Source organism: Terriglobales bacterium (assembly GCA_035651995.1).
GTDB lineage: Bacteria > Acidobacteriota > Terriglobia > Terriglobales > Acidobacteriaceae > DASRER01.
Map to the genome: position 1 here is coordinate 143675 of DASRER010000020.1, position 18793 is coordinate 162467.

General features: G+C 65.6%; 19 protein-coding genes and 1 tRNA gene. 1 reads left to right on the forward strand and 19 read right to left on the reverse strand.

Annotated elements, in window-relative coordinates:
* Positions 1-10: 10 nt before the first annotated feature.
* The 4 genes from VFA60_06505 to cofE all read right to left on the reverse strand — a co-directional run bounded on the left by VFA60_06505 (position 11) and on the right by cofE (position 3273).
* Complete coding sequence (locus VFA60_06505) at positions 11-292, reverse strand: oxidative damage protection protein (GenBank protein HZQ91425.1); 282 nt, start codon at positions 290-292, stop codon at positions 11-13.
* A 136-nt stretch (positions 293-428) separates the two neighbouring features.
* Positions 429-1133, reverse strand: a complete 705-nt coding sequence (gene npdG, locus VFA60_06510; GenBank protein ID HZQ91426.1) for an NADPH-dependent F420 reductase — start codon at positions 1131-1133, stop codon at positions 429-431.
* Positions 1130-2422 carry a 5-amino-6-(D-ribitylamino)uracil--L-tyrosine 4-hydroxyphenyl transferase CofH gene (cofH, locus tag VFA60_06515; GenBank protein HZQ91427.1) on the reverse strand — a complete coding sequence of 431 codons (1293 nt, stop codon included), beginning with the start codon at positions 2420-2422 and terminating at the stop codon, positions 1130-1132. Before cofH ends, npdG begins: the two co-directional genes overlap by 4 nt.
* A gap of 101 nt (positions 2423-2523) precedes the next feature.
* Positions 2524-3273: a coenzyme F420-0:L-glutamate ligase gene (gene cofE, locus VFA60_06520; GenBank protein HZQ91428.1), complete on the reverse strand. Its 750-nt coding sequence runs from the start codon at positions 3271-3273 to the stop codon at positions 2524-2526.
* Positions 3274-3462: 189 nt separating this feature from the next.
* On the opposite strand from cofE, the gene VFA60_06525 reads away from it, so the two are divergent.
* The gene (locus VFA60_06525; protein HZQ91429.1) at positions 3463-4710 is read left to right on the forward strand and encodes an endo-1,4-beta-xylanase; all 1248 of its coding nucleotides are present in this window, start codon (positions 3463-3465) and stop codon (positions 4708-4710) included.
* A 35-nt stretch (positions 4711-4745) separates the two neighbouring features.
* On the opposite strand, the gene cofC is transcribed toward VFA60_06525, so the two are convergent.
* The 15 genes from cofC to VFA60_06600 all read right to left on the reverse strand — a co-directional run bounded on the left by cofC (position 4746) and on the right by VFA60_06600 (position 18792).
* A complete protein-coding gene (gene cofC / locus VFA60_06530) occupies positions 4746-5396 on the reverse strand; it encodes a 2-phospho-L-lactate guanylyltransferase (GenBank protein HZQ91430.1) in 651 nt (216 codons plus the stop codon).
* Between the two features lie 134 nt (positions 5397-5530).
* Positions 5531-6169: a thioredoxin domain-containing protein gene (locus tag VFA60_06535; protein ID HZQ91431.1), complete on the reverse strand. Its 639-nt coding sequence runs from the start codon at positions 6167-6169 to the stop codon at positions 5531-5533.
* An 859-nt stretch (positions 6170-7028) separates the two neighbouring features.
* A complete protein-coding gene (locus VFA60_06540) occupies positions 7029-9107 on the reverse strand; it encodes a M13 family metallopeptidase (GenBank protein ID HZQ91432.1) in 2079 nt (692 codons plus the stop codon).
* A 187-nt stretch (positions 9108-9294) separates the two neighbouring features.
* Complete coding sequence (locus tag VFA60_06545) at positions 9295-10464, reverse strand: PDZ domain-containing protein (protein HZQ91433.1); 1170 nt, start codon at positions 10462-10464, stop codon at positions 9295-9297.
* Positions 10465-10614: 150 nt separating this feature from the next.
* Positions 10615-11841 carry a hypothetical protein gene (locus tag VFA60_06550; protein ID HZQ91434.1) on the reverse strand — a complete coding sequence of 409 codons (1227 nt, stop codon included), beginning with the start codon at positions 11839-11841 and terminating at the stop codon, positions 10615-10617.
* Positions 11842-11967: 126 nt separating this feature from the next.
* The gene (locus VFA60_06555) at positions 11968-12915 is read right to left on the reverse strand and encodes a HEAT repeat domain-containing protein (GenBank protein ID HZQ91435.1); all 948 of its coding nucleotides are present in this window, start codon (positions 12913-12915) and stop codon (positions 11968-11970) included.
* Positions 12916-12926: 11 nt separating this feature from the next.
* Positions 12927-13571: a sigma-70 family RNA polymerase sigma factor gene (locus tag VFA60_06560; protein ID HZQ91436.1), complete on the reverse strand. Its 645-nt coding sequence runs from the start codon at positions 13569-13571 to the stop codon at positions 12927-12929.
* A 480-nt stretch (positions 13572-14051) separates the two neighbouring features.
* Positions 14052-14510 carry a 50S ribosomal protein L9 gene (rplI, locus tag VFA60_06565; protein HZQ91437.1) on the reverse strand — a complete coding sequence of 153 codons (459 nt, stop codon included), beginning with the start codon at positions 14508-14510 and terminating at the stop codon, positions 14052-14054.
* 136 nt (positions 14511-14646) lie between these two features.
* The gene (gene rpsR / locus VFA60_06570; protein HZQ91438.1) at positions 14647-15006 is read right to left on the reverse strand and encodes a 30S ribosomal protein S18; all 360 of its coding nucleotides are present in this window, start codon (positions 15004-15006) and stop codon (positions 14647-14649) included.
* Positions 15007-15138: 132 nt separating this feature from the next.
* On the reverse strand, positions 15139-15546 hold the full coding sequence (gene rpsF / locus VFA60_06575) for a 30S ribosomal protein S6 (GenBank protein ID HZQ91439.1): 408 nt from the start codon (positions 15544-15546) through the stop codon (positions 15139-15141).
* 95 nt (positions 15547-15641) lie between these two features.
* Positions 15642-16223 carry an aminoacyl-tRNA hydrolase gene (gene pth, locus VFA60_06580; protein HZQ91440.1) on the reverse strand — a complete coding sequence of 194 codons (582 nt, stop codon included), beginning with the start codon at positions 16221-16223 and terminating at the stop codon, positions 15642-15644.
* Between the two features lie 96 nt (positions 16224-16319).
* The gene (locus tag VFA60_06585; protein HZQ91441.1) at positions 16320-17051 is read right to left on the reverse strand and encodes a 50S ribosomal protein L25; all 732 of its coding nucleotides are present in this window, start codon (positions 17049-17051) and stop codon (positions 16320-16322) included.
* A gap of 93 nt (positions 17052-17144) precedes the next feature.
* On the reverse strand, positions 17145-18299 hold the full coding sequence (locus VFA60_06590; GenBank protein ID HZQ91442.1) for a ribose-phosphate pyrophosphokinase: 1155 nt from the start codon (positions 18297-18299) through the stop codon (positions 17145-17147).
* 83 nt (positions 18300-18382) lie between these two features.
* Positions 18383-18456: transfer RNA gene (locus VFA60_06595), tRNA-Gln, on the reverse strand.
* A 30-nt stretch (positions 18457-18486) separates the two neighbouring features.
* Positions 18487-18792 (reverse strand): hypothetical protein, encoded by a 306-nt coding sequence (locus VFA60_06600; GenBank protein HZQ91443.1) that lies wholly within the window; start codon positions 18790-18792, stop codon positions 18487-18489.
* Position 18793: the final 1 nt, after the last annotated feature.

Below are 18793 nucleotides of genomic sequence, written 5' to 3' on the forward strand. Positions count from 1 at the left end.
TTCGGCAAAACTATTGTTTCGTCTGCGGCGGCACGTATCCGGGCGGCAGTTGCGCGCCTTCGCCGAAAAAGTACTGCTCCATCTGCTGCAGAATGATCTCCTGGGCCTCTCGCGTCGCCGGGTTCAGGCGGTATTCGTTCATGATCATCTTCAGGTGCTCCAGCCACATCTTCCACGCGTCGGCGGAGACGTTCTCGTAGACCCGCTGGCCGAGTTCGCTGTCGAACGGCGGCTCGTCCAGCCCCGGCATCTCCTTGCCGAACTTCACGCATTGCACCATGCGCTGCGACATAATCCTCCCCACCTTTATGGTACTACCTCGCGAGATTGCCCGGCTCCGGCGAAGGAAAAGCTAAAAGGAAAGAGGAAAACCGGCTCGCGCTCTTTTTTGCCTTTTTTCCTTTTGCCTTCTTCCTTTTGCCTTTCTTCTACGCCTCGTGCTTCGACGGCTCCGGCTTCTTCCTCGGCACGTCGAGGCCGGTGATGCGCAGCCCGGCGAAGTGCGACTTGTGCCGCACATTGAGCGTGATGAGCAGCGCCGTAATCTGCTCCACGATGCGCGCGTTCTCCAGTTTGCCGCCGTCGAGAGCGCGCACCCCGGGAATCAGCGCCGCCAGCTCGGACGCGACCCGGCGGGCCGCATCGTCGTCGGAGCACACGATCACGTCGCACTCCACATCACCTTCGCCCGAGAGCAGCTCCGCGCCCACGTTCTGGAACGCCGCCGCTACGTGCACGCCCTTGGGCGCGAGCTCGGCAGCCTGCTGCGCCGCCGATCCCTGCCATACGCCCAGCACGCGCGAGGCGCGCCCGCCCACGGTCGAGGCCAGCGGAACCGTGGCGTCGATGAGCACCGCGCCCGCGCGGAAGTGCGGCTTGAGCTGCTTGAGCGTGTCGGCCTGCGCGGTGAACGGCACCGCGAGCACCACCACGTCGGCCGCGGCGACGGCCGCGTCATTGGCCATGCCGCGGACGGGCCTGCCTGCGCGTTCCGAGATTGTTTTCGCCGCCTGCTCGGCGCGGCTCGCGTCGCGCGAGCCGATGATCACGTCCTGACCGGCGCGCGCCCAGCGCAGCGCCAGCCCGGAGCCTTCAGGGCCGGTCCCGCCCACCACCGCGATGATGCGGCTCAACGGGAGGCCTCCGCGATGGTGACCAGCGGGCCCGCATGCGCGGAGGCCGTACCCGCGACCGCAGGACGCGCGAGCGCGCCGCTGCAGGCCTCGGGCCGAAGCTCGAAATTCATTTTCGTATAGGTGGTGTTGCGTTCAGCCGGCACCCGTCCCAGTTCGCGGATGCGCTGGTGAAATTCCTCCGCGCCGAGATACTGTCCCGAGGTCGCGCCCGCCAGGCGCGAGATGTTTTCGTCCATCAGCGTCCCGCCATAATCGTTCGCGCCGGCCTGGAGGCACATCTGCGACACCTCCCGGCTCAGCTTCACCCACGATACTTGCACATTGTTGATGCTGCCCGCCAGCAGGACGCGCGCCAGCGCATGGATCTTCAAATGCTCGTCGAGCGTCGGCCCGGGCCGCGCCAGTCCCTTCAGGTAGAGGTCGGTGTGCTGGTGGACGAACCCGAGCGGCACAAACTCGGTGAAGCCACCGGTCTCCGACTGCATTGCGCGGAAGAGCAGCAACTGGTCCACCCAGTGCTCCGGCTCCTCGACGTGGCCGTACATCAGCGTGGACGTGGTGCGAATGCCGCAGCGGTGCGCGGTGGTAATCACCTCGCGCCAGCGCGCCGAAGAGAGCTTGTTGCGCGAGAGGATGGCGCGCACGCCGTCGTCCAGGATCTCGGCCGCGGTGCCGGGCATGGTGTCGAGGCCGGCCTCGCGCAGCATGCGCAGGTAATCGGCCAGCGGCATGCCGGTGAGCTCCACGCCGTACACCGTTTCCATGGGAGAGAAGGCGTGGGTGTGCATGTCGGGCACGGCCTGCTTCACCGCCCGCAAAATATCGCGATAGTAATAAGGATGCAGGCCGCGCGGCAGCCCGCCCTGGATGCAGACCTCGGTGGCGCCGCGCTCGCGGGCTTCGACGGTGCGGCGCGCGACCTCGTCGAGCGGCATGAAATAGCGGTCGTCATCGTGCGGCCCGCGGCTGAAGGCGCAGAAGCGGCAGCCAACGAAGCAGACGTTCGTGAAATTGATGTTGCGGTTCACCACGTAGGTGACCACGTCGCCGGCCAGCTCGCGGCGCAGTTCGTTGCCGGCGACCAGCAGGCCCGCCAGATCGTCCGATTCCGAGTTCGCCAGCAGCAGGCACTCATCGCGCGTGAGGGCGGCCCCGTCGCGGCGCTCGAGGGCTGTCTCCAGGGCGCGCCGGACGCGAGGCGAGACGCGCGGCGCAGCGTCCGCCCAGCTCATGTGCGGAAACTCGGCGATGTGCTGGGACGTGAGTGTGCTGATGTGCGCTTTCATCGAAAAAGCAAATCGTTCACCGCAAAGTCGCCGGGACCGCGGAGACTCTTTCTTGATTTTCCTCTGCGTCCTCTGCGGCTCTGCGGTGGAGCTTTTTTGCGTTACCGGAACAAGTCCCGCTCCCGCTTCCGCAGCAGCCGGCGCGCGGTGTCGCTCCCGCGCTCGTACCGGAAACCTCGAATGATACACGCCGGCGCGCGCTCCAGCTTGCCGCAGGCGAGCCCCGCCAGCGCCGCCAGCTCATCCGCCACGGCCTCGGCGGTGGCGTGCAGGGTGTAGCCGTGCGGATCGCGGCGTCCGCGATAGTCGGCCAGCACGCGCATCCCCGCCGAACCGAGCGCGGCTTCGGCCAGGCCTTCGCGCCAGGGCCGGCCAAAGCTGTCGGCAATGATGACCGGCACGTGCACGCCCAGCCTCTGCTTCAGACTCAGATGCAGCCGCCGCGCCGAGCGGTCCGGATCAACGGGCAGCAGCACCGCCGTGTGGCCGCCATCGACGTTGGAGAGGTCCACGCCGCTGTTGGCGCACACAAATCCGTGGCGCGTCTCGGTAATCAGCACGCCCTTCTTCATCCGCACCACGCGGCGCGCCTCGCGCAGCGCCAGTTCCGCCAGGCGCGCGTCGCGCTGCCAGCGATTGGCCCAGCGCCGCGCGCGCGCTGATGGCGTGACCGAATCCAGGCGAACCGTGCGGCCCTCCGCTTTGGCCACGATCTTGTGCTTCACCACGAGAATGTCGCCCGCGCGCAGCGGGTGCTTACGCGTGGCGCCGAGGATCAGGTCGGCGAGCGAATCGCCGGCGCGGACCTCAGGAATCCCGGTCAGGGCCCAGCAGGTGATGGACGACTTCATGCGGCAACAGGATACGTGAATTGCTGCGGCGTCCGCCCGCGGCGCATGTGAAAGCGATCCCCGGCGCGAGGAACTCTCAAATGGCCCGCTGGGCGGGCGATTGGGATGAACGGCGCCCGGTCGCCGGCACGCCTTTTGAGCAAACACCTGCGCAGGCGTTGACATCGGAATACACACAGGGACCATCCCGTGTCTTACAGAATTTGCGCGCGCCTCGACAACCGCCGGGGCTTCCTGGTTCTCCTGGCTGCCTTCATGCTTGGGATGCAAGGCTGCGGCAGCGGAGACGGGGCAGGCGATGCGCCCGCGGCGATCACGCTGACCTCCGACTCCAGTCCCATCCAGAGCTTCGGACTTCACGTTCACAGCCCGCTGCGGAACTGGCCCTCCGTGCCGTTCAGGTACTGGCGCGTCTGGGACTCTGGCGTTGACTGGTCGCGAATCGAGACGGCGCGTGGACAGTTCAACTTCAGCCTCCTTGACCAGTACGTGTCACTGGCCGGGCAGCATAACGTCAGGTTGATCTACGTGCTCGGCAACACCCCGCGCTGGGCGTCGCAAGACCCGTCGCACATCGGCACCCAGGGTGTGGCGGGCGCCACTGCGCCCCCGGCCGACATCGCGATCTGGCAGGAATTCGTGAGCGCCGTGGCCGGCCGCTATAAGGGCCGCATCTACGCCTACGAGGTGTGGAACGAGGCCAACCTGGACGGCTACTGGACCGGCAGCCAGGACGACATGGTCGCCATGGTCCGCGTGGCGCACGACACCATCAAGAGAATTGACCCCGCGGCCTTCGTGCTGGCGCCGTCCATTGTCGGCGGCGGCGGCATGGATTACCTGTCAGAGTTTCTCTCCAAGGCGGCCGGCTCGCTCGACGCCGTGCCTTTCCACCTCTACTACACCAACAAAATGCCCGAGAAAGCGGTGAAGTTCTATCGGCAGGCGCTTTCCATCGCGGCGCAGGCGGGCAAAGACATTTGGGACACCGAAGACGGCTGGGGGCCGTGGGGATCTTTTGACAATGAACAGGACGCGGCTGCGTACCTGGCCCGCAATCTCATCCTGCAGTCGGCGGCGGGTGTGAAGGTGATCGTCTGGTTCGCCTGGGACGATCGCGGACCGTGGGTCCACCTCTACCTGGTCGAATCGGACTTCCAGACGCCAGCGCCGGCGGCCCAGGCGTTCGAGCAGGTGCAGTCGTGGCTCGCGGGCAAGACCCTGACCTGCTCCAGCGATTCGACCGGGACGTGGCAATGCGCCGTCTCCACCGCCACGGGGGCGCACACGTACATCGTGTGGAACTCGCAGGGCAGCGCCACTTTCCAGGTTCCCGCCGAATGGAAGGCGCGAAGCCTGACCAGGCTCGACGGTTCGCAGACGTCCGTCGGCGCTTCGGTCTCAATCTCTACTTCGCCGGTGTTGCTGGGCCCGTGACAGCGGTGCTTGTCGGCCGAATCGTCCTCTTCGTATTAGGAAACCGGCGCCGCGGCCTGGGCCACGCCCCACGCGCGCGCCAGGAGCTGGGAGCGCGTCTCGCCCGGTGCGTTGGCCAGCATGGCGAGCTCGTCGGGACGATCAACATCGAGCGCGATGCCCGGCAGTTGCAGCAGCACCACCGACCGCCCGGTGGCGGAGGCCGCCTGCACGTGCGGCGCGAAGCTGTCGTCGCCGAAGCGCAGCGGAAACAGCGCCGCCGGACGCCGCAGCACGGCGTTGCTGCCGCGTCCCCGATGATCGGGCGCCAGCACCGCGCCCGCCTCGGGCGCGGCGTACAGGATGGATTCCAGCTCGCCGGCGGTCACCAGCGGCGCATCGGCGGGAATCACCAGCGTCCACTCGGCCCCGTGCTCCACGGCCACGTGCGTCGCCATCTCGATCGCGGCCGTCTCGCCGCGGTTGTCCTCGTCGGCGATCACGCGAAAGTCCAGCGCGTGCGCCAGGCCCACGGCAAACGGATCGCTGGTGACCAGCGCAACCTCCGGACGCGCGCTAAGCCCCGCCACCGCCTGCAGCACGTCAGCCAGCATGGCCTCCGCTAGCGCCTGCCGCTGCTCCTGCGTGAGCACCTCGGCCAGCCGCTGCTTGGCGTTCTGCTGGTTCTTGACGGGAATGAGGATCATGAGCTCGACTGCCGAATTGCCGAAGTGCCGAATTGCGGAATTGACTCTCGGAAGCCGGCGCGGTTTTCAATTCGGCAATTCCGCAGTTCGGCAATTCCGCAATGAAACTCCGCAGCTCCACCGCGGCCGCTGGCCTACGACTTCTTCTTCACCGCCGGCTTCGATGCGCTGGCGGCCGGCTGCGCTTCCTTCTTCATCTGGTCAATGAGCTGGAACAACTGCGAGCGGTCCACCACTTCCACGAACGGCTCGCCCGTCTTGCGATTGCTCACCACGTAGATGGTCGGCGTGTGCTCCAGGCCCACCCGGTTGCCCAGCGCGCGGTCGGCCTGCACCTTGGCCGCCAGCTCGCCCCGCGGATCAATGGCGAACGGCATCTGCACGTTGTGCTCGGCGCCAAATTTCTCCGCGAACGAGCGCAGGTTCTCCTTGGTGATCTGCGGCTGGTTCTTGAACACCGTCTCGCGGAACTCGTCGCCCAGTTTCTTCGACTGCGTGTCGAAGAAGCGCGCCAGCACCGCCGCGTCGAACGCCCACGGATGCTGGTTCAGGGGGAAGTCGTGGCGGACGAGCGGAATCTTGTAAACCCGCGCCGCCTCGGCCAGCAGCGGCGCCGCACGCGCGCAGTCGGGACACTGCAGGTCTTCAAACACGATGATCGCGACGCTCGAGCCCGGCGGCGGCTTCAGCGACGACTTGTCGGCTGCCGAGACGCCCGCCGCGAGCAGAATCACGATTCCGGGTAGCAGGGCGAGGGAGCTGAGACGTTTCATGGCTGTCATTAATGGTAAATGATGCCGCCCCGTAGGAGCGCGCGTTCGAGAGATTGAGAAATCGGGTGGGCGGGCGATTGAGAAAGTCGGGAGCAGCCTCAATTGCGGCCACTTACCCGATTTCTCAATTCCATTTTTCCGGTGGAAGCACCGGGCTTTAGCCCGGTGAAACGGCGCCCGCCCCACTCTTCTTGCGGGGCCCCATCCTCTGCGGACCGAAGGTGGGCGCTCGCGCGTTTCTTGATTTTTCCGGTGGAAGCACCGGGCTTTAGCCCGGTGAAACGGCGCACGCCCCACTCTTCTTGCGGGGCCCCATCCTTGGGCAGCGCTCTGCGGACCGAAGGTGGGCGCTCGCGCGTTTCTTGTTTTTTCCGGTGGAAGCACCGGGCTTTAGCCCGGTGAAACGGCGCCGCAGAAGTGGGGCTTCAGCCCCGGCTGGGCGGGGTGCCCCATCCTTTGCCGAGCGCAGTTTGCCATGCGCTGTCAAGCCCTCTGGGGGCCCCAAACTGCTTCAACCTCAACCAAACACTCGCAATAAATACTCTGCCGCCCTTCCCATTCTCCCCGCGTGATTTCCTATCCTGAAAGTAGAAGCCCCGCTGCGGAGATCGATCTCCGCCGCGGGGCTTGTTCTTTGACAAAGGCGGCGGCGCCGGCTTGCGCGCGCCCGCCGCGCCGTGCAGAGGCATCCCGCGAGGCTTCCTGCAGCGAAAACGCCCAGCGGGTTTGAACAAGTGAAAGATTCCGCAAGGGTTTAAGACCTCGGTCTTAAACCCTTGTGCTGCATTGTTTTGCCGGGAAACACCCGCGCAACCCATTGCAAACACGTAGGCGCCCCCGGGGGGAGGGGTACCACGGATTACCACACCCGGCACTGCTTCTCGGGCTGCATGGGCGTGCCCTTCTTGCAGTTGAAGGCCGCGCCGAACTCGGGCATGTTGCGCAGCACGCCGGTGGCGCGGAAGCGTCCCGGCGAGTGCGGATCGATCTGCGCCAGCACGCGCGCGCGCTCCGGACGCACCGCCTCGCACCACTCCTGGCCGAAGCCGAGGAAGAAGCGCTGCTCGGGCGTGAAGCCGTAGCGCGTGTCCTTTTTCTTGCCGGCATAGAGCTTCTGCATGGCCATGTAGGCCAGGCGGAGGCCGCCGTTGTCGGCGGTGTTTTCGCCCAGCGTCAGCTTGCCGTTCAGGTTCACGCCCTCGACCGGGCTGAACGAGCCGTACTCATCCACGATGCAGGCGGCGCGCTTTTCGAATTCCTTGCCGTCAGACTCGGTCCACCAGTCGCGCAGGTTGCCGTCGGCGTCGAACTTGCGGCCCTGGTCGTCGAAGCCGTGGCTCAGCTCGTGGCCCACCACGGTGCCGGCGGCGCCCAGGTTCAGCGCGTCGTCATCGTTGTTGTAGAAGAACGGCGGCTGAAGGATGCCGGCCGGGAAGTTGATGTTGTTCTCCAGCGGATTGTAGTAAGCGTTGACGGTCGGCGGCGACATGCCCCACTCGGTCTTGTCGAGCGCCTTGCCGATCTTGTTCAGGTCGCGCCGGAAGGCGAAGGCCGAGGCGCGCTGGCGGTTGCCCATGCCGTCGCCGCGCACGATCGTCAGCGTGCTGTAGTCGCGCCACTTGTCGGGATAGCCGATCTTGTTGGCCACCGCCTGCAGCTTCGCCAGTGCCGCTTTCTTCGTTGCTTCGCTCATCCAGGGCAGCGACTGGATGTCGTCGCGCATCGCCGCCTCGATGGCCTGCACCATGCGCAGGGTGCGCTCCTTGCCCGCCTTGCCGAACGTCTGCTCAACGTAGGGCTGTCCCAGCAGTTCGCCCATGGCGCGGTCGGTGCGCTGCACGCAGCGCTTCCAGCGCGGCAGCTGCTGCGGCGTGCCGTTCAGCGTCTTCTCGCTGAAGTTGAAGTCCTCGTCCACGAAGGCCGTGGGCATCCACGCGGCGGAGTCGTCCAGGACATGCCAGCGCAGGTAAGCCTTGATGGCCTCGAGGTCGGTCGAAGCGACCACCGCTTCCACCCCCTTGACGAAGTCGGGCACGGCAACGTTCAGGCTGGAAATCGGCGGCGAGGCGACGCCGGTCAGATAGCGGTTCCAGGCGAAGCCGGGCGCGAGCTGCTCCAGCTCCTGGTTCGACATCTTGTGGTAAATGTTGGTGGGTTCGCGGCGGTCCACTCGCTTCATCGAAGCCTTGGCGAGCGCGGTTTCGATGTCCATCACGGACTTGGCGTCGGCCGCGGCCTGCGCGTCGCTTTCGCCCGCCAGCTTGAGCATGGCCGCCACGTGCTGCACGTACTTGTCGCGTATTTCCACCGACTTGGGATCGGTCTTGAAGTAGTAGTCGCGCTCGGGAAGGCCGAGGCCGCCCTGGTCCACTTCCGCGATCATTTGGCTGGCGTTCTTGAAGTCGGGCGTGGAGGAGTAACGGAAGAAGGCGCGGATGCCGTTGCTGTGCAGCAACGCCACCGTGTCCGCCAGGTCGGACTTCGACTTCATCCCCTCAATGCGATCCAGAACGGGCTTGAGCGGCGCCAGGCCCTTCTGGTTGATGGCGGCCTCGTCCATGCAGGAGGCGTAGTAGTCGCCGATCTTGGCCTGGAGCGGGGTGCGGCCCGGCCTGTCGGCCGAGGCCTTCTCCAGGATGTCGTGCAGGATGTCGAAGTTGCGCTGCTGCAGCTCGTCGAACCGCGACCAGCGTGAGCGGTCGTCGGGAATGGGATGCTGCTTCAGCCATCCGCCGCAGGCGTACTGATAGAAGTCGGTGCACGGGTCGGCCGTCTTGTCCATCGCCGCTTCGTCGAAGCCGGGCGCCTGGGTCGGCGCATCCGGCGTGGCTTGCGCGGCCTTGGCGCCGGCGGCCTTCTGCCGGCCCGAGGCCTGCAACATCAGCGTACAAGCAAACACCACCAGCAGGGCCGGGAGCAGCAATTTCACTGCGCGCATACGGAACCTCACAAATGGAGTCTGAGACGGAATAGTGTAACGGAGCTGCCGAAAGAGCGCGACCCCTGTCTGCGGGTGTGCCCGCGGGCAACCGCGGCTTAAGCCGGCGGTTCGTCGCGCCCAGAAAAATCCTCCATCACAGAAAAAAGGGCACCGCCGCAGCCGTGCCCGGTCGCTCATCAGGAGATCAGAGGATGCTCAGGCGCAGCCGCCGCGCTTCGCGCTCCTGGCGCTGCTGTTCCTGGCGCAGTTCGCGCTCAAGCTTCGAAGCCTGCAGCCGCGCGTCGCGTTCCAGCTTGCGCTCTTCCAGTTGCAGCTTCATCTGCTCCTTGCGCAGCTTCTCCTGCTCTTTGCGCTGCTCTTCGAATTCCTTCCTCCATTCCTCGCTCTTCTCGCGCCATTCGCGATTGAACCCGGAACTGCGGTCCTGGAACTCGCGGCGCGCCTTTTCCAAGGCGCGCTGGATCTCAGGACCCAGGTTCTGCAGGCTGGCGCGAATCTCCTCGGAGTTCCACTCATCGCCGTTGAAGTAAATCGCCCCGCGCTTGCGCTCGGGGACTTTGACGGTCACCGACTGCTCGTGCTTGTCGCGGATCAGCCCGATGTTCACGTTGCCCGATTGCCCGCGAATGGCCATGCGCCAGTCGCCCAGGTCGGCTACCTTGCTGTCGTTCAGCTTCACGATGACGTCGCCGGCCTTCAGCCCCGCCGTTTCGGCCGCGCTGCCCTTCTCCACCGAGAAGACCAGCAGGCCGCGGCCGCCGGGAACGCCGAAGTATTCACCCAGTTGCGCCGTCAACGGCTCGAGGAGCACGCCGATCTTGGGCGACGACGACTGCACGCTGAAGCTCATCTCCGGAATCTGCACGTCGATGGGCGGAATAGGCGGGATGACGATAGCGCTGCCCTCTTTCCAAACCTTCTTGCCCAGTTCGCCACGGTCGGCCAGCTGCGCGGTGAGCGACATGGGCTTGCCGTCGCGGCTGATGCCGATGGTGACCTTGCGGCCCGGCGGTATCTCGTGGATCATGCGCCGCAGCTGCTCCACGCTCTGCACGTCCTGCCCGTTGAAGCTGAGGATGACGTCATGCTCTTTCAGCCCGGCCTTGCCGGCGGGCGATTCGGCGTCAACCATGGTGACTTCCACGCCGCGCTCCTCCTTCAGCTTGAGCGCCGCCAGTTGGTCGCTGGTCACGTCACGCGTGTCAACGCCCAGATAGGAGCCTCTGCCGAACACCTGGACCACGCGAGTGGACGCGCGGGCCTTCGGCGCCGGTGCTGCTGCCGGCGGCGTCGGTGGCGGCGTTTGCTGCTCTGCCGATGCCAGGCTCAGCGCCAGCGCGCACATGGCGCCCATGGCCCAGGCCCGGCGCCACGGCCCCCGGACTATTGTTGCGATTCCCCTGGTGTTTGCTTCCCTAGGATTCACACCTGCCTCCATCTCTCTTCCCTGATGTTTCCGCCTCGCGCTGTGGATGCCGTTGCCTGGCCGAGCAGCATGACGCCGCTATTTCTGGGCCTTGAGAATCTCGATGTCGCCGATGCCGGTGCGGACCTTGATCGTGGGACCGCCGCCGTTCAGCGAGCCCTGCGCGTAAACCTCGCGCGGGCCGTACGACTCGCCCTCGGTCACGACTTTGACTTCGGGGAAGTCGGAGCGAATGCGATGCCCCGAAGCCATGTCAATGGCCGCCTTCACGCTGCATGCGATGCTGGCCGGCAGGTAGAGCGTGATGTCGCCGGCGCTGGTTTGCAGCGACGATTCGGTGATGCCTTTGCTGCCGGTGAAACCCACGGTAATGCCGCCGGCGGCCGTCTCCGCCATCACGCCCTTCTCCAGGCGGAACAGGGTGATACCGCCGCCGGCCGTGGAAGCGCGCACCAAACCCTTGGCCGAGCCCAGGCGGATGCTGCCGCCCGCCGTCTTGAGGACAGCGGTGCCGCCGATTTCGCCGGCCTCGATGTTGCCGCCGGCGGTTGACGCGCGCAGATCACCGGCCGTCTGCCGGACCTTGATGCTGCCGCCCATGCTCTCCAGGGTGGCGCTCTGACCGGCCGTGCCCAGCGACATGCTGCCGCCGTAGGTGGTGGCGGTGAGCGGGCCGGAGATGCTCTCCACCGTAATGCCGCCACCCGCAGTCTTCAGAATCGCGTCGGCCGAACCGTTGCCCAGTTGAATGCTGCCGCCCAGCGTGTTGGCGACGATAGTGCCGCCGATGCCGTCGAGTTGAATGCCGCCGCCGGCGGTCTCGGTCTCAACGCGCCCGGCGATGTTGTTTACGTTAATGCCGCCGCCACGCGTCTCAATGGTGAGCAGCCGCGTGTCGCGCGGCGCCTGTATCTGAAAATCGGCCGAGAGCTTGTGCTGGCCGCGCTGCACGAACTCGCCTTCGAGTATGGTGGCGTCGCTGCGCTGTGCTCCGCTGATGCGGAACGCGTCGAACTCCCGGCGTGCTGCCGACTCGGAGCTGACGAACGCCTTCTTCTTGACGACATAGGTGACCGCGCCCGAGGCGCCGCCGTTCACGCGGACCGTGCCGACTTCGGTGCTCACGCGCAGGGTGCGCGACGCCGGCAGCGTGCCGGTGGTCTCTTCCACCCAGGCGTTGCCCTCGCGATACAGGCGCGCGTTGTTGTCGGTGCGCTCGGCGCCCGGATCGGGCTGGGCCATGCCGCTCAGGGCCAGGCCCATCACCAGCGCCAGCATCACCGCATTGTTCTTCAACTTGCCCACTTCAGATCCCCTTCCAATCCGTGTTCGTCCGCCGGGGCCCCGGCGCGCCCGTCTTTGGCCCGACGGGGGTGATTCGTCGCGTTTTGGCGGCCCCACATTCCGGCCGGCATGTTGTCGAACGCGGCCTTACTCAATGTCTCCCGTGGTGTTCAGCACTTCCTGCGCTTTGCGCCGGATGTACTGGTTGTGGTCATTCCTGGCCAGGTCCGCCATCACGCGGCGAACGCTGCCGTCAGCCCGCGCCGGCTCCAGCGCATGGATGGCCAGCGTGCGCACGCCCGGCGATGAGTCGTTCATCAGCGCCTCCAGCACCGCGTCGCGCACCCGGGCGTCGTCCTTAACGTAGTTCTGCAACGCCTCCAGCGCCTTCAACCGCACGCCGGGATTGGAGTCGTAACGGAGCGAGTACATCAGCGACTCGCGCACGCGCTCGTCGCCGGCCTTCTGCGCCAGCAGGTCTTGCGAATCCAGGCGCACGCCCGAGTTCACGTTGTTGTGCGCGGCAAACAGCAGCAGCTGCTGGATGCGCGGATCGTCAAGCGAGCCCTGCGTTTCCTGGTGGACCAGCGTGTCGTACTTGATCTCGACTTTGTTCGTGTTCGGGACCGGATTGATGGCGCTGATGGCGGCGACGGATGCGTTGTCGGTCGGCCGGCCGTTGCCGCCGCCGGGCTGAACCGGGCCATTGCCGCCGCCGCGGTTCTGCGCGATCTGATAAGTGGTGCCCACGCCCGCCGCGAAGCCCATGATCAGCAGCGCCATGGAAAGCGCCGGCGCCAGCTTGATCTGGCTGAACCACCTACCCAGGTCGAAGGTGAAGCGCCGCCAGCCGGCGTTCTGCTCGGCCGTCTCCAGCGCTTCCTGCAGGCGCATGCGCGAGGCCGCCAGCAGGTTGGGCGAGGGCTCGGGCAGCACGATGGCCGACATGGCCGTGCGCAGCCGCCGCAGCGACTCGACTTCCCCGGCGCAGCCCGCGCAACCCTGCAGGTGATGCTCGAGTTCGAACTTGGCGTCGTCGGCCAGCTCGTCGTAAACCAGCAGCGCCGCGTTTGCCTTTGCGTATTCGCAGTTCATAACGTCTTCCCTTACCTTGCCGTGGCCAGCGCGCCGCGCAGCTTCTGCGTGGCGCGGAACAGCGTGTTCTTGGCCGTTTCTTCCGTGGTGTTCAAGATCTCGCCAATCGTCCGCAGCTTCAGTCCCTGGTAGTGCTTCAGCTCGAAGACCATGCGCTCGCGCGGCGTCAGTTTTTCCAGCGCGCGTCCGATCATGGCGCCGAGTTCGCGCCGCATCAGGTCGCGCTCCGGATTCGCGCCCGGACGCCCGTCGGCCACCTGGTCGAGCAGGTCGTACGTTTCGCCGTCCTGGTCCACGACGGTCGGTGAATCTTCCTTGCGGACGTTTTTCTTGCGCAGGTGATCGAGGCAGAGGTTGGTAACGATGCGGTAAATCCACGTGTAGAAGGAGCACTCGAAGCGGAAGCTGCCGATGTTGCGATAGGCCTTGAGGAACGCGTCCTGGTAAACGTCCTGCGCTTCGTGCTCGGAGCCGGTGAGGTGCATGGCCAGGCGGAGCACGGCCTGGTCGTAGTGGCGCACCAGCTCCTCGAAAGCGGCGCGGTTGCCGCGCTGCGCTTCGCGGATGAGGCTGGCATCATCCAGGCGGGTTATGCCCTGGCCGGCCATCTTCCCCCGAACCCACGCGCTCGATCCGGCAATGCTGATCGCTCCCATACTGTCCGCTGACCCGCTTCCGCCGCCCGCCGCAGCCTTCGCCGCTCTGGGAGCCGCCGCACCGGGTTTACCGGACCGGTCGTCGGGGGCCCCAGCGGATTGGAGTCCTTGGGCCGGCATCAACTGCTTGCGCTCCCGAAGCCCTGCCTCGTTTACGCACTGATATGGACGTGACCGAAATCGAACGGTGAGCAGAGATTATAGGGTTTTCAGGGGTTTGGCGATGCACTGGAGGTGGTGCAGGAAGGGCGCCGGCGCATCTGGCGCACCTTCGCTCCTGCCGAACCATTCCCCTGAACGGGTCATCCTGAGTCCGCGCTCTTTGCCGACTCAGGACCTATGTAGTTTTCTTGTGCCCAGGAGAATATCGATGCGGCACGGAGCTGCCCAAACGAGGCTCGGGCGTTCCCGGGTCGTAGCGATGAGGCTCATACCACCCTTCGCCCAAGTCCCGCCAGTGCGGATTCATCGCGACGGTTACTACTCGCCTTCCGCTTCCTTCACAATCTCCACCTGCACGGTCGCGGTAACGTCGCGATGCAGCTTGACCGGCACGGTGAACTCGCCCAGCGACTTCAGCGGTTCGGAGAGATGGATCTTGCGGCGATCAACGGTCTTGAAGCCGCGGTGCTCGAGTTCAGCGGCGATGTCGGCCGACGTGACCGAGCCGAACAGGTGCTCTTCGGCGCCGGCGCGGCGCGCGAACGTGAGCTTCACGCCCTCGAACTGCTTGGCCAACTGCTCGGCTCCGGATTTCTCTTTCGCCGAGCGGCGAACGGCCGACGCCTTCATCTGCTCGATCACGGCCTTGTTGCCGGGCGTGGCCTCAATCGCCAGCTTGCGCGGCAGCAGGTAGTTGCGGCCGTAGCCCTCGGCGACCTTGACCACGTCGCCACGCGAGCCCAGCTTGGCTACATCTTCTTTCAGGATGACTTCCATTTTCGTCTCCACGGCCCGGGCGCCGCATGGCGGCAACGCTGCGGGCAGAAATTTCGTCGTTGGCCTTTGCTGGTCGGCTGCCGGCCAGGCGGTCGCGGTCAGGCCGACGACCGAGGACCGACGACCGACAGCGTTCTTATCTCCGTGCCGCGAACGGCAGCAGGGCGATGTTGCGGGCCTGCTTGATGGCCGTGGTGAGGCGGCGCTGGTGCGGCGTGCAGACGCCGGTCAGGCGCCGCGGCACGATTTTGCCGCTCTCCTGCGAGACGAACTGTCCGAGCAGGCGCACGTCCTTGTAGTTGATGGCGTCGATTTTTTCGACGCAGAACTTGCACACTTTCTTGCGGCGGAAATACTTCCGGCCGGCATCGCGGCCGCCGGGGCCGCCGCGCGCGGGGCGCGGCCCGCGGTCTCCGCCCGGGCCTCCGCCCGTGCGCGGACGCTCCGCCGGTGCGCTGGGTGTTGCTGCTGCCGTTGCCACTGTTTCCTCTGCCATGGTGCTCCCTTCAAATCGTTGTCGGTCGTTGGTCGTTAGTCGTCGGCAAAACCTCAGCCAACGAGCCAACGCGGGTTTCCGGAAATTTGGACGGGTCTGGCCGACGACCCTAGGCCGACGACCGACGACCCGTTACGCCGTCGCCGGCGCCTGCTCGCCGCCCTCGCTGGCCGGCGGCGCCGCCGCCGCTTCGGCCGAGCGCTTCGGACGCGAGGCGCGAATCGCCTTGATCTTGGCCAGCCGCTTCTGCTCCTCGTCAATGCGGACGGTGAGGAACTTCAGCACCTGCTCGGTCACGCGCAGGCGGCGCTCCAGTTCGTGGATCACCGGGCCCGGGCCTTCGACCGTCAGCAGGACGTAAATTCCGTCGATGAACTTGCGCACCAGGTATGCCAGGCGGCGCTTGCCCATGCGCTCCACGTGCGTCACCGCCCCGCCGGCGCCGGTCACGTGGCCTTCCAGGTTCGAAATCAGCCGGTCCACGTCTTCTTCGGTCTGGTCGGGCCTGACAATAAACATCACTTCATAGCTGCGTTGCATTTCGTTGCTCTCCTAAAACCGACGTCGGCTCTCGGCCGTCGGCCGTCGGGCGTTGACCCGATGACCCGATTTCTCAATTGCCCGGTGCCTGTTCCTTACTCTTCCTTCTCGTCCTTGCGGTTGAAGCGATTCATCGCGGCCGCGCGGCCCTCGTTGATGATCGTTTCCACCGCGTCGGCGGCGCGATCCAGTTGCTCATCGACCGCCGCGTACTGCGACTTCCTGAACTGGCTCAGCACGTAGCGCGAGCCGTCTTTCACATCGTGCTCGGGCGCGATCCCCAGGCGCAGGCGCAGCAGCTCCTGCGTGCCCATCGCCCCAATGATCGACTCCATGCCCTTGTGCCCCGCCGAACTGCCGCGCTCGCGGATGCGAATGCGGCCCATGGGCAGGTCGAGCTCGTCGTACACCACCAGCAGGTCGCGCTCGGGCTCCAGTTCCAGTTCCTCGACCAGCGCCCGCACCGACATGCCGCTCAGGTTCATGAACGTCTCGGGCTTGGCCAGGACAACTTCCTCCGGCCCGATCCTCACCCGCGCCGTCAGCGCCTTGCACCGCCGGTTATTGACTTCGGCGCCGTGCCGCTCGGCAATCCTGTCCACCGCCAGAAAGCCGATGTTGTGCGGCGTGAACTGGTACTCGATGCCCGGATTGCCCAGCCCGACAATTAGCTTCAACGCTGACGTCCCGATGTTTCACGTTTCGCGTTTCACGTTTCAGGAAATGCCGTGCGGGCGGCAACGTGAAACGTGAGACCTCGAAACATCGAAACCTTACTTCTTCTCCTTCTTCTCGGCCTTCGCCGCAGGCGCGGCTTCGGCGGCAGCTTCGCCTTCCTCGGCCGTCTCCTGCTTGCCCTTCTTGATGACCTCGGGCTCGGCCGGCGCGGCGGCTTCCGCGCCCACCACGCCTTCGGCCGCCGGGGCCGCCACTTCCTCTTCCTTCACGGTGGTGATGTGCGCCACCGTCTGGTTCTCGTCGGTGATGAAATGGAGCTTGCCGCCGTGCGGCAGGTCGGCCACGCGCAGCACCTTGCCGAAGACGAGATCGGTCACGTCCACGCTGATGTGCGGCGGGATATCGGCCGGCAGGCACTCGATTTCCACCTCGCGCAGCACCTGATCGAGAATGCCGCCCTGCGTCTTCACGCCTTCGGCTTCGCCGGTCAGGTGGATGGGGATGCGGACACGGATCTTCTCGTCCATGGCGATGCGCTTCAGGTCCAGATGCAGCACGGCGCCGCGCACCGGCTCGAACTGCATGTCCACGATCATCGCCTTGGTGCGCTCGCCGCCCACGGAGAGATCAAAAATCGTGTTGTGTCCGCTCTCCGAGCGCAGGATGCGCGAAATCTGCTTGGGGTCAACGCTGATCGCGACCGCCTCCTTGCGCGCGCCGTAGAGCACGCCCGGCACCGAGCCGGAGCGGCGCGTGCGCCGCGCTTCATTCTTGCCGCGCGAATCGCGGACCTTCGCTTCCACCGTTGTCGCTTCTGCTGTAGCCATGACTGCTTCTTCTCCTCAAAACCTCGGACTCTTCAGCCTGGTGCTCCCGCGTTCCGCGCCCTGCTTTTCGGCGCTAACGTGGGAAGCAAACTCCTAAACGAACAGTGTGCTGACCGACGTCTCCTCGTGAATGGACTGGATTGCGCGCGCGATCAGCCCCGCGATGGACAGCACCTTGATCTTGGGCTCGTTCTCGCCGGGCTGCGGCACGGCGAGCGGCTTGGCGTGCTCGGCCAGCGGCACCGTGTTGGTGACAATCACCTGCTTCAGCTGCGAGCCGCTGATTTTCTCGATTGCCTTGCCCGAGAGCACGGCGTGCGTCGCGCAGGCGTAGACCTCGCGCGCGCCCGCTTTGAGCAGCGCGTCGCCGGTCTTCACCAGCGTTCCGGCGGTGTCGATGATGTCGTCGAGCACCACGCAGGTGCGCCCGGCCACGTCGCCGATGACGTGCATCACTTCGGTGACGTCCATGTCGACGCGGCGCTTGTCGACAATGGCGAGGGCCGCGTCCATCTTTTTCGCAAAGAAGCGCGCGCGCTCCACGCCGCCGGCATCGGGCGAAACGATGGTCAGGTCGGGCAGCTGCATTTTCTGCACGTGGCCCACGAGCACGGGCGACGCGAACAGGTGGTCCACCGGGATGTTGAAGAAGCCCTGAATCTGCGGCGCGTGCAGGTCAACCGTGAGCACGCGATGCGCGCCCGCCGTGGTGATCAGGTCGGCGATGAGCTTGGCGCTGATGGGCGCCCGCGGACGGTCTTTGCGGTCCTGGCGCGCGTAACCAAAGTACGGAATCACCGGCGTGATGCGCCGCGCCGAGGCGCGCTTGAGCGCGTCGATCATGAGCAGCAGCTCGATGATGTGCTCGTCGACGGGGAAGCAGGTGGGCTGCAGGATGAAGACGTCGGCGCCGCGCACGTTCTCCTGCACCTGCACGTAAACTTCGCCGTCGGAGAAGCGCGTGACCTGCGCCTGGCCCAAGGGCAGTCCAAGGTCGTCGCAGATCTCCTGGCACAGTTGCCGGTTCGCCGAACCGCAGAAGATCTTGAATTTGTCATCGTGGCGCGCCCGCTTGGGCGGACGCTCAGGACGCGGCTGCGTGGAATGCTGCTTCTTTTCAGGAACTTTCTCCGTCACCGTCGCTGTCGTGGCCATGGTCTGCCTCGCGAGAGGAGCTTCGCCTTCGCGCACCTCGTGCGACGACGGCGCCTCGGGAAAAGTTTTCGTTTTGTCCTGAATGACGCTCAAGCTTCCGACCTACGCCCTGGGTTTGCCGTTCCCTCTGCCTTCGCGGTCGCTCTTACTGTCCGCTATTGACTATCCGCCGCAGTTGGCTGGGCGGCCAGGATTCGAACCTGGACAAAGTGCTCCAAAGGCACTTGACCTACCATTAGTCGACCGCCCAACACGCCAGTACCGCGTTGCGAGTACCGAGTTAGTCTCGCGTCCCGGGAAACTGAATATTGATGCTTTGAACTAATCCGCTGTATCGACTCGAAAGTCTCCCGACGACGCTTCGGAGGAACTGCCACTCCGCACCCTCGCGGCGGCTGTGAATCTCGCAGTGCAGAACGCCGCCGCCGCTCCGCCAATTCATCCAGCCCTTGTACTTCTTGTGTTTCACCCTGCTGCCGCCGCGGCCTTCCAGCATCAGCGTCTTCAGACTGCCGCTTCGCATGTCCTCTTTGAGGACGCTCATCAAATGCGCGTCCCCACGCTCGACAACTTGGAGTCTGATCATT

Bases quoted from the DNA above. Each gene is read 5' to 3' on its own strand.
- VFA60_06505 (HZQ91425.1), bottom strand. From the start codon at position 292: ATGTCGCAGCGCATGGTGCAATGCGTGAAGTTCGGCAAGGAGATGCCG.
- cofH (HZQ91427.1), bottom strand. From the start codon at position 2,422: ATGAAAGCGCACATCAGCACACTCACGTCCCAGCACATCGCCGAGTTT.
- cofE (HZQ91428.1), bottom strand. From the start codon at position 3,273: ATGAAGTCGTCCATCACCTGCTGGGCCCTGACCGGGATTCCTGAGGTC.
- cofC (HZQ91430.1), bottom strand. From the start codon at position 5,396: ATGATCCTCATTCCCGTCAAGAACCAGCAGAACGCCAAGCAGCGGCTG.
- VFA60_06535 (HZQ91431.1), bottom strand. From the start codon at position 6,169: ATGAAACGTCTCAGCTCCCTCGCCCTGCTACCCGGAATCGTGATTCTG.
- VFA60_06540 (HZQ91432.1), bottom strand. From the start codon at position 9,107: ATGCGCGCAGTGAAATTGCTGCTCCCGGCCCTGCTGGTGGTGTTTGCT.
- VFA60_06545 (HZQ91433.1), bottom strand. From the start codon at position 10,464: ATGGGCGCCATGTGCGCGCTGGCGCTGAGCCTGGCATCGGCAGAGCAG.
- VFA60_06555 (HZQ91435.1), bottom strand. From the start codon at position 12,915: ATGAACTGCGAATACGCAAAGGCAAACGCGGCGCTGCTGGTTTACGAC.
- VFA60_06560 (HZQ91436.1), bottom strand. From the start codon at position 13,571: ATGGGAGCGATCAGCATTGCCGGATCGAGCGCGTGGGTTCGGGGGAAG.
- rplI (HZQ91437.1), bottom strand. From the start codon at position 14,510: ATGGAAGTCATCCTGAAAGAAGATGTAGCCAAGCTGGGCTCGCGTGGC.
- rpsR (HZQ91438.1), bottom strand. From the start codon at position 15,006: ATGGCAGAGGAAACAGTGGCAACGGCAGCAGCAACACCCAGCGCACCG.
- rpsF (HZQ91439.1), bottom strand. From the start codon at position 15,546: ATGCAACGCAGCTATGAAGTGATGTTTATTGTCAGGCCCGACCAGACC.
- VFA60_06585 (HZQ91441.1), bottom strand. From the start codon at position 17,051: ATGGCTACAGCAGAAGCGACAACGGTGGAAGCGAAGGTCCGCGATTCG.
- VFA60_06600 (HZQ91443.1), bottom strand. From the start codon at position 18,792: ATGATCAGACTCCAAGTTGTCGAGCGTGGGGACGCGCATTTGATGAGC.